Here is a 13,355-nt window from a genome sequence, read left to right on the forward strand (position 1 = left end):
TTTGTGAACTCATAATGTTGGTTTTATGAGTCAACTTTTTTCAGGGTAAGACAAAGGTTAATAAAATGATGTTTAAATACCGTTTAAATGGCATTTAAATCACATTCGAAAAGCGTTCGTTTCATGTTCACCGGGCGTTCATTGGCCGTTCGCTGGGTGTGATGTATTGAGACGGATGCGGCAATACGAAAAATCATACCGTGCAAAGTTCTGTGATTTAAGGAAAAAGACTATATTTGCATTTACTGAAGTTTCGCAAGGCTCAACTATTAGTGGAACTTGCGAGCCAACGGTCAAAGTACTTAAACATGAATTATATTTACACTCCTTCAGGATATGAAAGATGAGGTTTTTGGAGTCGGACGCTTTGTGAATCCGTTCACAGATTTAGGATTTCCAATAGAACAGATAAGCCTGATTACAGGGATGACTGAAAGTGAGATTATGGAGTTATAGGAATAAGAGAATATGTCAGACCAATATAAAATGGTAGCGGAAAATCCGCTGAGCACAGTAGTAGCAGACTATGAACCGCGATATCGCTCGGCAAAGCAGTATCAGAGTGAGGCGGAAATGGAAAAGGAGTTTATAGAGCAGCTCCGGACACAGGCGTATGATTATCTTCCAATCACTTCTGAGAAGGAACTGGTGGCGAATCTTCGTGCGCAGCTGGAAAGACTGAATGACTGCCGTTTTACTGACAGGGAGTGGACGGCTTTCTTCAAGGAGAAGATAGCAAACCAGAACAACGGCATAGTGGAGAAAACAGCCATTGTTCAGGAGGATCATATACAGCTGCTCACCCGCGAGGACGGAACGGTGAAGAACATTTATCTGATAGACAAGGATAATATTCATAACAACAGTCTTCAGGTTATAAACCAGTATGTACCTGAAGGGGGCAACCATGAAAACCGCTACGACGTTACTATATTGGTGAACGGGCTGCCGCTCGTGCACGTGGAACTGAAACGCAGGGGAGTGGATATAAAGGAGGCATTCAACCAGATAAGAAGATATAGCCGAGACAGTTTCTGGGCCGGAAGCGGACTGTTTGAGTATGTGCAGATATTCGTTATAAGCAACGGTACGCAGACCAAGTATTACAGTAATACCACGCGCTCGTCGCACATTCAGGAACTGACTAAAAAAGCTAAGCAGAAAGGAAAGAATCAGACCAGCAACAGTTTTGAGTTTACAAGCTACTGGGCAAGGAGGGATAATCAGATTATTCCTGACCTGGTGGACTTTACGGCTACGTTCTTTGCCAAACATACACTGCTGAATATCCTGACTAAATATTGTGTGTTTACTTCGGAAAAGCTTCTCCTCGTGATGAGGCCTTATCAGATTGCGGCTACGGAAAGTATTCTGCAGCAGGTGCGTGTGTCTACCAACTACAAAAAATATGGAACGGTGGAGGGTGGCGGCTATGTATGGCATACCACGGGAAGCGGCAAGACGCTTACTTCATTTAAGACGGCCCGTCTGGCCAGCAAGATGGAAGGTGTGGATAAGGTGCTGTTCGTGGTGGACCGCAAGGACCTTGACTATCAGACCATGAAGGAGTATGACCGCTTTGAGAAAGGGGCGGCAAACAGCAATACGAATACGGCCGTACTGAAAAAACAATTGGAGGATGACGATGCGCACATCATAATAACTACGATACAGAAACTGTCTATATTCATAGCGAAGAACCGTTCGCACGAGGTTTACGGCAAGCATATAGTGATGATATTCGATGAGTGTCACCGCAGCCAGTTCGGCGAGATGCATACGGCCATAGTGAAGAAGTTCAAGAAATATCATCTGTTCGGATTTACGGGTACGCCGATATTCCCGAACAACTCATCTACGGGAGGTAAGTTCGACTTGAAGACTACCGACCAGGCTTTCGGCAAAAGACTGCACATATATACTATTGTGGATGCCATAGCCGACGGTAATGTGCTACCTTTCCGTGTGGACTATATCAGTACGATGCGTGAGCAGGAGGATATACGCGACGAGCAGGTGAGGAACATAGACCGCGAGAAGGCGCTTATGGCTCCCGAACGCATAACTCATATTGTGGCTTATATATTGGAGCATTTCGCACAGAAGACAAAAAGAAACGGAAAGTCGTTTACTTTCAATAAGCTGACCAATATATCGGAAGTGGCTGAAGGAGAGAAGAAAGGCAAGAATGAGGTTAAGGAGCAGAAACAGAAGGTGCGTATGCAGGGTTTCAACTCTATATTTGCCGTTTCGTCCATTGAGGCAGCCAAACTGTATTATCTGGAGTTCAAGCGTCAGATGGAGGAACTGTCGCCTGACAGGAAACTGAATGTTGCCATCATATACAGCTATGGTGCAAATGAGGCTGAAGAGGATTTCAGCGGAATACCTGATGATGAGAACTCTGAAAATACCGACGGACTGGATAAGAGTTCGCGCGATTTTCTTGAAAGTGCGATTGTGGACTATAACGAAATGTTCACAACCAACTATGATACAAGCTCCGAGAAATTCCAGAACTACTATAAGGATGTGTCGCTCCGTATGAAGAACAGGGAGATAGACCTGCTAATAGTTGTGAACATGTTTCTGACAGGATTTGACGCTACTACACTCAACACTCTCTGGGTGGACAAGAACCTGAGAATGCACGGCTTGCTGCAGGCGTATTCCAGAACGAACAGAATTCTTAATTCCATAAAGACGTTCGGCAATATAGTGTGTTTCCGGAATCTGGAACATGCCACAAACGAGAGTATTGCCCTGTTCGGTGACAAGGAGGCGGGAGGACTGGTACTGCTGAAGACTTTCGATGAGTATTACAACGGTTATGAGGATGAGAATGGCAAGCATCAGACGGGCTACAGAGAACTGGTGAATACATTGCTGGAAGACTATCCGCTGGAAACACGCATTATGGGTGAGGACTCGGAAAAGAAATTCATCCGTCTGTATGGAGCTATACTGAAGGCTACAAACATATTGTCCACGTTCGACCAGTTTGCCGGCATGGAAATCCTTTCCGAAAGGGATGTGCAGGATTATCACAGTCTTTATATCGACCTGTATGAGAAGTACAGGAGGGACAGGCAGGGTGATGTGGTGGATGTGAATGATGATATTATCTTCGAGATGGAGCTAATCAAACAGGTGGAGATAAACATCGACTATATTCTGTATCTGATAGAGCAGATGCATGACGGCAATACGGGCGATAAGGAGATACGCATCACCATACAGAAAGCTATCGGGGCAAGTCCTGACTTGAGAAACAAAAGGGAGCTTATAGAGAACTTCATAGACCAGCTCACGCCTGACAAGAATGTCAGTGATGACTGGCAGAAGTATGTGAAGGAACAGCAGCGCAGGCAGTTGGATGAGATTATCTCGGAGGAGAAGCTGAAACCGGAGGAAACGTATCATTTCGTGAACCAGTCTTTCAAGGATGGGGGAATACAGGAATCAGGTACGGGTATAGCGAAAATTCTTCCTCCTATGTCTATCTTCGACAAGACAAGGGAAGTGAAGAAGAAGACTGTGCTGGAAAAACTGAAGGCTTTCTTTGAACGCTTCTTTGATATTTCGGGGGGAGATTTGTACTTTTGCGACCGAAAATGATAATTAGGAGATTTATGTCTGTAGTAAAACCTCAGTTTTTGATTGGAACTGCTGCATCGGACAGCGGCAAGACTACTTTCACTATGGGACTGCTGCGTGTGCTGAAAAGGAGAGGAATACCTTTCGCTGCACAGTTGCAGAATGTAAGGGCAGTGGTACGCAGGAGTGAGAGAAACGATAATCAGCAGTAAAAAATATTACATCAATGACTAAGAATATTAAACGATTACACCCTTTGATGCTTGCCGGTACGGGCAGTGATGTAGGCAAAAGTATATTGGCTACGGCTCTGTGCAGAATCTTCCTGCAGGACGGTTATCATCCGGCTCCTTTCAAGGCGCAGAACATGGCTCTCAACTCTTATGCCACTCCTGAAGGTTTGGAGATAGGAAGGGCACAGGCGGTACAGGCTGAGGCTGCATGTGTGCCGTGTCATACGGATATGAATCCTCTTTTGCTTAAACCGAGTTCGGACTATACATCGCAGGTGGTTCTTAACGGTAAGCCTATAGGCAACCGCAGTGCATACGAATATTTCCGCAAAGAGGGAAGGGAAGAGTTGCGCCGTGAGGTATGTGTAGCTTTCGACAGGCTGGCTGCACGATATAATCCTATAGTTATGGAGGGTGCAGGAAGTATCTCCGAAATAAATCTCAGGGATACGGACCTTGTAAACATGCCGATGGCGAGATATGCCGATGCTGATGTCATTCTTGTGGCGGATATCGACCGTGGGGGTGTGTTCGCCAGTGCATACGGCTCTATCGCACTGCAGTTACCTGAAGACCGCAAACGCATAAAAGGGATAATAGTAAATAAGTTCCGCGGTGATTTACGTCTGTTTGAATCGGGTGTGAAACTGATGGAGAAGACATGTGGTGTGCCTGTGCTTGGGGTGATTCCGTATTATAAGGATATCTATATAGAAGAGGAGGATTCTCTTGAACTGCAACAGAAACAGCGTTCGGCGGTAAGCGGAAAGGTTAATATCGCGGTTGTGCTGTTGCGTCATTTATCGAATTTCACTGACTTCAACCGTCTGGAACGTGACGAGCGTGTGAATCTCTATTACACAAACAATACTGAAGAAATAGGCAAGGCTGATATAGTAATCATGCCGGGAACGAAAAGCACTCTTGATGATTTGCTGGAGCTTCGCCGTAATGGAGTAGCCGAGGCTGTTGTCAGGGCTGCACGTAATGGTGCTACCGTTATTGGAATATGCGGAGGTTATCAGATGATGGGCTTGTCGGTAGAAGACCCTGACGGAGTGGAAGGAGGAATAAACCGATTGCCGGGACTTGGTCTGCTGCCTGTTTCAACTGTAATGCAGTCCGATAAGGTTACACGTCAGACTGAATTCAGATTCTTTAATCTGGAAGGAGATATCTGTAGAGGATATGAGATTCATATGGGGCAAAGTGAAATCACAGCAGATAGCGATGCAGTTCCTTTGAATTATCTGCAGGATGGAACTACCGAAGGATGGAGAGTAGGCGACAAGTGTTTTGGCACTTATATGCATGGTATTTTAGACAATGAGGCTGTAGTGGATTTATTGCTGGCTCCTTATGTGAAGGCTGACAAGGGAAACATTTCCGATTATCGTACTTTCAAGGAAGAGCAGTATGACAGATTGGCTGCTCATGTGCGTTCTCATCTGAATATGCCTTTGCTGTATGAAATTCTTGGCAGAAATGATTGAGTGGGTTGAATGATGAACTGATTAATAATGTAAGTAATGGAATTACAATCGTTGTGTGTCATATTGCCTTTACTGGCAGGAGTGGCTTTGGACAAACTGTTGGGTGACCCGATGTGGTTGCCTCATCCCGTGGTTGGTTTCGGCAGGATGATACGTTTCTTTGAACATAGCTGGAATCGTGGCGGCAACCGTCGTTTCAAGGGGGCGGTGGCTGTATTGCTGTTGGTTGCCGGAGTTTTCCTTGTGTCATATTTCGTAATGAAATATGCCTTTGCATATAGCAGTTGGTTAGGAGGTATTATATCCGCTACAGCAGTATTCTTTTGCCTGGCAGGAAAGACGCTGATAGATGAGGTACGGATGGTTTTTGATGCTATGGAAGTGTCGTTGGAGAAAGGCCGTTTGCAGGTTTCGCGTATTGTAGGCAGGGATACAAAGGAACTTGACGGTCAGGAAGTACGTGCGGCGGCGCTGGAAACTTTGGCTGAGAATCTGAGTGACGGGGTGATAGCTCCACTGTTCTGGTATCTGCTTTTGGGAGTACCTGGAATGTTGACATACAAGATGATTAATACACTGGATTCAATGATAGGCTATAAGAATGAGCGTTACAGACTGTTCGGCTTCTGTGCAGCAAAGCTTGATGATGCGGCGAATTATATACCGGCACGTCTTACTGCATTGTTGATGGTGGCAGTTTCCGGACATCCATCGTTGCTGAAGTTTGTACTCCGTTACGGCAGAGAACATGCCAGCCCTAACTCGGGATATCCTGAGGCTGCACTTGCAGGTATTCTGAATTGCCGTTTCGGAGGACCTCACAATTATTTCGGGGAGCTTGTCTATAAACCTTTCATCGGTAGCAACGAGCGTACTTTCGAACGTAGGGATGCAGATGTGGCTATCCGTATAAACCGATATGCCGAACTGCTTATGATAATAATTATGGTGGCTGCAATATATATGTCGTGCGGATATCTTCCTTTGAGATAATCATAAGCGAAAAATACGTGAATTTCTTCTCTTTGGTTATATCGGTGTCTGTAGTATAAAACTCGTTCTCTCTGCTTAGAACCTGTTTAAAACTGAAAATACATTAAATGTTTTCCGGTTTTTCATTTTTTTTCCATATATTTGTAACGTTTTGTTCCGATAGGCCTATTCACAGGCTGAGGATGAAAAGGGAATCGGGTGAAAATCCCGGACAGTCCCGCTGCTGTAATCTCCATAAAGAGGATTGCTTGATTATCTCTTCTTACCACTGTCTGCGGCTGATGCCATGACGGGAAGGTAAAGCCATCCGGAGTAAGTCAGAAGACCTGCAAAACGATAAATCATGCCGTACATTCTCGAGGAAAGAATGCTGACGGATACATGTAATTTTTGTAATACACTTATTGAGTAAGAAATGGGCAAACTGAATTATTTTGTCCACAGGTGCGCTGTAACTGTACTGTTTTTGTGTCCGATAATGGTATCTATGGCACAGGAGCATAACACAGACAGCATCACCGGTAGGATACACCAAATTCCGGACGTAACTATCAGTGCGAGAAAGACTCCATCTGCTTTAATGGCAACGTCACCGCTTCAGATATTGAAAAAATCAGAACTGGAGCGTATGGGAGTGTATGATGTAGCCGAAGCAGTAAGACACTTTTCGGGAGTTAATGTAAAAGACTACGGAGGCATAGGAGGACTGAAGACTGTTTCCATAAGAAGTATGGGAGCACAACATACAGGAGTTATATACGATGGTGTAAGCATAAGCGACTGCCAGTCGGGTCAGGTAGATATTTCAAGGTACTCTTTGAGTAATGTATCAGAGCTTTCTCTTACAATTGGTCAGACAGATGATATATACCAGAGTGCAAAAGCCTTTGCTTCAGCAGGAGTTCTCAACATAAAGACTATAACACCTGACATGGAAAAAGGGAAATACTGTATTAACGCTAACTTCAAGACCGGCTCTTTCGGTTTGGTTAATCCCTCTGTAATGTATAGCCATAAAATAAGCGATAAGACAGGCCTTTCATTTTATGGAGATTATCTGCAGGCCGACGGTAACTACAGATTCAAATTATGGAACGGTAGCCAACTGATTGATGCAAAAAGGAACAACAGCGATATACGTTCTTACAGAGTGGAAGCCAATCTGTACTCAGCCATTACTGCCAAACAGGACTTACAGGTAAAAGCATATCTTTTCGATTCAGAAAGAGGACTGCCGGGAAGCGTGGTTTACGATAATCCTTACTCCGCCGAAAGGCTGTATGACAAAAACTATTTCGGACAGGTGCGTTACGAGAACAGATGGAACAAACAATTAAAAATGCAGATACAGGGAAAGTTCAACTACAGCTGGAACAGAGATTATAACGACAAGTCTTCCGGAATAACTGACGACCGATACAGACAAACCGAGACCTATCTGTCGGCCACTGTAATGGGCAGTCCGGTAAAGAATCTTTCTTTCTCATTTGCACAGGATTTTGCTTATAATTATCTGTACACCAACCTGAGAGACTGCCAGTTTCCCGAAAGATTTACTGTACTCAGTGCTTTAGCTGCCAGATATGAACGTACTAACTTCTCTGCTTCGGCTTCGTTGCTCAACACATACATAACAGAGAATGTGAAGATAGGAAAAGCAGCAGACGACAGAAAGCGTCTGTCTCCTGCCGTAAGTGTATCGTGGAAACCTCTGCGCTTGCACGGACTGAGGATTAGAGCCTCTTATAAGGATATATTCAGAACCCCTACATTCAACGACCTGTATTATCTCCTGATAGGAAATACCAACCTGCGTCCGGAAACCACACGCCAGGGAAACTTCGGAGTGACATACAGTAAATCGGATTCTCACAGGCGGCTCAGATTCCTTAGTCTCTCGGCCGATGTATATTATAATAAGGTGAACGACAAGATTGTTGCAGTTCCAACCATGTTTGTGTGGAAAATGATGAATGTAGGTAAAGTTGAAACTATAGGCACAGATGTAAACATATCGTCGGAATACAGTCTGACAGACAAAATAAACCTTTATCTCACAGCTAACTATAACTTCATCCAGGCAGAGGATATAACCGATCCTGAATCAAAGACATGGAGAAACCAGATAGTGTATACTCCAAAACATTCAGGAGGAGGAAGTCTCACTATAGAGAACCCATGGGTGAATATTACATATAATGTAACTTTTGCTTCTGAGAGGTATACCCTGGCGCAAAACCTCCCGTCATACAGGATAGAGCCTTATTCTGATCATAGCTTATCGGCATACAGATTTTTCTCCTGGAAGAAACACAAATTCAAGGTTCAGTTGGATGCACTGAACCTCGGCGGAAAGAACTACGAGGTTATAAGATTTTACCCAATGCCGGGAAGAAACTATAAAGTATCACTGAGTTATATTCTATAACAGATAAAACTCTATGAATATGGAATAAATATTCAAGGCTGCACAAACATATTAATCATTAAATAATAACAAACAAAAAACTGAACATTATGAAATTGAAATTCATTTATCTTACAGCTGCCATGCCTCTTATTGCAGCAATGACATCATGTAATAATGATGAACCGGGAACTGACGGTGGAACAGAAAAACCTGTAATCACCACAGGAGCGTATATAATTAACACTGGCAACTGGGGTGCCAATGACGGTTCAATACAGTGGTACGATATAGATAAAGGCACTGCCTCGTCCGATATTTATGCAACAAGTAACGGCAAAGGAATAGGCGACCTTCAAGACTTGTGTGTCTACGGCTCGAAGCTATATGCAGTAAGTTCTACTTCTTCAAAGATAGAGATACTGGACAAGGAAGGAAAAATAATAAAAAGCATGCCACTGACAATGTCCAACAATAAACCTCTGGAACCAAGATTTGCCACAGCAGGCGACGGATATGTATTCTTCACCGCATACGACGGTACTGTGTCAAAACTAGATACTCTGTCGCAGGAAATAGTTTCTTCAGTAAAAGTAGGTGATCATCCGGAAGGCCTGTCTTATACCAAAGGAAAAGTATTTGTAAATATCTCCGGATATGGCAAAGAAAATACAGTTGCGGTAGTAGATGCAAAGACTATGACCAAAGTCAAGGATATAACAGTATTGCTTAATCCTTATACACAAAGCATTGTTGGCAGCGACGGTTTTGTGTATATTGTGTCGAATGGTAATTATGCCGGTAAAGACGGACTTGAGGAAAAGGACTATATCTACGGAACTTTGCAGCGTATAAATCCCGACACATATCAGGTTGAAGAACTCTGCAATGCTACATACATAGCCAACAAGGGCGACAAGATGTATATCCTGTACTCTGAATACTATCTGCCGGAAAGAGCAAGATGCTTTGTTTACGATGTTAAGACCGGTAAAGAAACTGATTTTGTAAAATTCAGCGATATACCAACCCCGGGCGGTATAGCTGTTGACCCTGAAACAGAAGATGTGTACATAATCAACCAACCATACGGAGCATTGAACGACATATATGTATACGACAAGGACGGGAACAAGAAATCTAAGTTTGAAGCCGGCCAATACACTACAGGAATACGTTTTGTGACAGAATAACAGTCTTAAAACCAATATCTGCATCATTATTATAATGAAGAAATCATTTTTACTATCTGCCAATATAGTAACATTAGTCCTGCTTCTCTCTGCATGCGGCGGAGGAAGCAGGACTTCCTCGCATTCTGAAACTCCGGTCGATACAGTGAAATTCCGTTATGCCGAAAACATCAGAATACTGAAATTCAAGAATTACACCAAAGTGGAACTGCGCAATCCGTGGGATACACTGAAAACACTCCACACGTATATACTGACAGACAGAAACAATGCCAAGAGCAGCAATCTGCCTGAAGGAACTATAGTACGCACGCCTCTCGAAAATGCCATAGTTTACTCATCTGTACACAACTCACTCATAGCCGAAATTGGAGGTATAGAATCCATAGCCGGTGTGTGCGACATACAGTATATCAAACACCCACAGATAAAGGCTATGTATGAAAAGGGGGCTATAACCGACTGCGGCTCATCCATGAGTCCGGACATAGAAAAGATTATCGACCTCAATGCTGATGCCGTTCTTCTCTCACCTTTTGAGAACAGCGGAGGTTACGGAAGAATAGAAAGTATAGGAGTGCCGATTATAGAATGTGCCGACTATATGGAAACATCTCCCCTTGGCAGAGCCGAATGGATGAAGTTCTACGGGCTTCTGACAGGGAGAGAACAAGAGGCCGACTCACTGTTCAGGAGTGTAGAAAATGAATATCTTTCGCTGAAACAAATTGCCAAAGATGTAACAAACCGACCTACGGTAATTCTCGAACTTAAATACTCATCGGCATGGTATGTTCCGGGCGGGAAAAGCACTACAGCAAAAATGATTGACGATGCCGGAGCAGACTATATATTCAGCTACACAACGGAAAGTGGCTCGGTGCCAATGTCGTTCGAAACGGTTCTGTACAAAGGCCAAAAAGCAGACTTCTGGCTCATCAAGTATAATCAGAAACAGGACAAGACCTATTCTGAGCTTAAAAAAGACTACTCTCCATACGCCAATTTTGACGCATGGAAAAATAAGCGTATCTTTGGGTGCAATACCTCGTACGTGAATTTCTACGAAGAAACACCCTTTCATCCGGAAGCACTGCTCAGAGATCTGATTATAATCTTCCATCCGGAAATTATGAAAGGTGAGAAAACACGCTATTTTACGGGGTTGGAGTTTTAGCTTATGATATATTTTTCCTGCTGACGATATTTTTTAGGATGATGATAATATTTTTCAGCCGGGATATTGGTTTTTGATTTATAAAAAAGAAGATTTTGAGAAACAGGAATACTCTATACATCACGCTGCTTGCCATTCTGACTGTAGTGCTTGCCGCCATAAGCCTGTATTACGGTTCGGTCAGTATTCCGGCATCCGCAGTTACTGACATACTTTGTGGCGGAGAGGCAGAAAAAAACAGCTGGGCGTACATCGTCCTGCAGTCGCGCGTACCACAAACCACTACTGCAATACTCACCGGAGCCGCACTTGCAGTGTCCGGACTGATGTTGCAGACCGTGTTCAACAATCCTTTGGCAGATTCATCCATACTGGGAATAAGCGCCGGTTCAAGCCTTGGAGCTGCATTGGTGATACTTGGTATGGGAGGGAGCATAGCGGTATCGACAGTAAACCTTGGCGGATTTCTGTCCGTAATTGCAGGTGCCATGACCGGAGCGTTTGCCATAATGGCATTCATCCTGTTTCTTTCCACACTGATAAAGAATAATGTAATGCTTCTCATAGCCGGAATTATGACAGGATACGTCACTTCCTCAGCTATATCTCTTCTCAACTTCTTTTCTACAGCCGAAGGAGTACACTCCTACATCACTTGGGGAATGGGAAATTTCGGAGGTGTATCGCTAACACAACTTCCCGCCTTCGCTTCGATGTTACTAATCGGACTGGCAATATCTGTTATGCTAATCAAGCCGATGAACGCACTTCTTCTGGGAACAAGATATGCGGAAAATCTTGGTGTCAATATCCGACGTACAAGAAACTTACTCCTGCTGTCTACCGGAATACTGACAGCCGTTACAACAGCTTTCTGTGGGCCTGTTTCGTTTATCGGACTGGCCGTACCTCATATCGCACGGCTTCTGTTAGGCACATCGAATCATAATTCACTTCTCCCGGCTACCGCACTCTGCGGAGCTGCGATGGCTCTGTTATGCTCAATAGTAAGCATCCTTCCCGGCGAGAACGGTATCATACCGATAAATGCAGTAACACCGGTACTCGGAGCTCCGGTAATTATATATGTAATTATTAACCAGAAGAAAATACAATACTTTAACTGATGGAAATCAAAGACGTGATTACAGCTTCAAATCTGAGTATCGGTTATAATATTAAAGGCAAGAAAACAGCCGTACAGTCCAACCTCGACTTCAGTCTGAAAGGTGGTAACCTGACATGTCTGCTCGGTCCGAATGGTGCGGGAAAGTCAACTCTCCTGCGTACAATCTCCGCTTCGCAAAGCATACTTGACGGCAGCCTTACCCTTATGGATAAACCAATTGCGAGATACACAGAAAAGGAACTGTCGCGCACCATCGGACTTGTATTGACGGAACGAATCTTTGCAGGAGCATTGACAGTGCGACAGCTTGTAGCTCTTGGAAGGCAGCCACACACCGGATTCTTCGGCCGCTTGTCTGCCTACGACAAAGAAATCATAGACTATGCCTTGCACCTTACGGGAATAAGCCACAAAGCCGAAAATTATACAGCCAATCTCTCTGACGGTGAACGTCAAAAGGCCATGATTGCCAAAGCTATAGTCCAGGAATGCCCGATAATACTTCTTGACGAACCGACAGCCTTCCTTGATGCGGTAAGCAGAATAGAGATACTCACATTGCTTCACCGCCTGGCCCACGAAGAGAACAAAGCTATATTACTCTCCACCCACGACATAGAGCAGGCATTGGTAACAGCCGACTATCTCTGGCTGCTTACTCCGAAAAACGGACTTCATTCAGGGGTTACTGAAGACATAATTCTATCCGGACTGATGGACAGGCTTTTCCCGGAAGCAGAAATAAGGTTCGACCTTATGCACGGAGGTTACTCCCCAACCGTAAAAGCCGACCGTTCCATCATTCTATATACTGATAATCCGGTACTCAAGCACTGGACACAAAACGCACTGAACCGTCACGGTTTTCTGTGTCTGGAAGAACAGGCTGCACCGGAAGATAAAAAACTGCCGGAACTGAAAGTACTTTCATCGTCTGAAATGCAATTATATATTGATGAAAAGAGCTACAGTTGCAGCAGTTTCGGCGAACTTATATCTATACTAAGTTAAATTATTAGGTAGGGTGTCCAGTTTAACGTTCCCAATTCAGCCTACATTTTTGAGCTGTTTGGTACGTTTCTGTAACCCAGTTTATGGACATGTGCTTCTTTGCAAAAGCATCAATGTCCTTT

Annotated in this window: 9 protein-coding genes and 1 riboswitch; all 9 genes read left to right on the plus strand. The window is 44.0% G+C overall.

From position 1 onward, the window contains the following. The first annotated feature begins 468 nt into the window (after positions 1–468). The 9 genes from QZ379_RS09815 to QZ379_RS09855 all read left to right on the plus strand — a co-directional run bounded on the left by QZ379_RS09815 (position 469) and on the right by QZ379_RS09855 (position 13,233). Positions 469–3,618, plus strand: coding sequence for a type I restriction endonuclease subunit R (locus tag QZ379_RS09815; RefSeq protein ID WP_291563816.1), 3,150 nt, complete (start codon positions 469–471; stop codon positions 3,616–3,618). Positions 3,619–3,632: 14 nt separating this feature from the next. Next, complete coding sequence (locus tag QZ379_RS09820) at positions 3,633–3,809, plus strand: hypothetical protein (protein ID WP_291563841.1); 177 nt, start codon at positions 3,633–3,635, stop codon at positions 3,807–3,809. A gap of 14 nt (positions 3,810–3,823) precedes the next feature. After that, entirely contained in the window at positions 3,824–5,323 is a 1,500-nt protein-coding gene (locus tag QZ379_RS09825) for a cobyric acid synthase (protein WP_291563820.1), read from the plus strand. A 36-nt stretch (positions 5,324–5,359) separates the two neighbouring features. Next, positions 5,360–6,316 carry an adenosylcobinamide-phosphate synthase CbiB gene (cbiB, locus tag QZ379_RS09830; protein ID WP_291563823.1) on the plus strand — a complete coding sequence of 319 codons (957 nt, stop codon included), beginning with the start codon at positions 5,360–5,362 and terminating at the stop codon, positions 6,314–6,316. 134 nt (positions 6,317–6,450) lie between these two features. Then, positions 6,451–6,665: riboswitch (cobalamin riboswitch) on the plus strand. Positions 6,666–6,731: 66 nt separating this feature from the next. Continuing rightward, a complete protein-coding gene (locus QZ379_RS09835) occupies positions 6,732–8,744 on the plus strand; it encodes a TonB-dependent receptor (RefSeq protein ID WP_366933604.1) in 2,013 nt (670 codons plus the stop codon). An 89-nt stretch (positions 8,745–8,833) separates the two neighbouring features. Further along, positions 8,834–9,916: a DUF5074 domain-containing protein gene (locus tag QZ379_RS09840; protein ID WP_291563826.1), complete on the plus strand. Its 1,083-nt coding sequence runs from the start codon at positions 8,834–8,836 to the stop codon at positions 9,914–9,916. Positions 9,917–9,950: 34 nt separating this feature from the next. Further along, positions 9,951–11,093: an ABC transporter substrate-binding protein gene (locus QZ379_RS09845; protein WP_291563829.1), complete on the plus strand. Its 1,143-nt coding sequence runs from the start codon at positions 9,951–9,953 to the stop codon at positions 11,091–11,093. A 95-nt stretch (positions 11,094–11,188) separates the two neighbouring features. After that, entirely contained in the window at positions 11,189–12,220 is a 1,032-nt protein-coding gene (locus QZ379_RS09850) for an iron ABC transporter permease (RefSeq protein ID WP_291563832.1), read from the plus strand. Further along, entirely contained in the window at positions 12,220–13,233 is a 1,014-nt protein-coding gene (locus QZ379_RS09855) for an ABC transporter ATP-binding protein (protein WP_291563835.1), read from the plus strand. The genes QZ379_RS09850 and QZ379_RS09855 overlap by 1 nt, the downstream gene beginning before the upstream one ends. The last annotated feature ends 122 nt before the right edge of the window (positions 13,234–13,355 follow it).

The sequence above is a fragment of the Bacteroides sp. genome (assembly GCF_019417265.1).
GTDB lineage: Bacteria > Bacteroidota > Bacteroidia > Bacteroidales > Bacteroidaceae > Phocaeicola.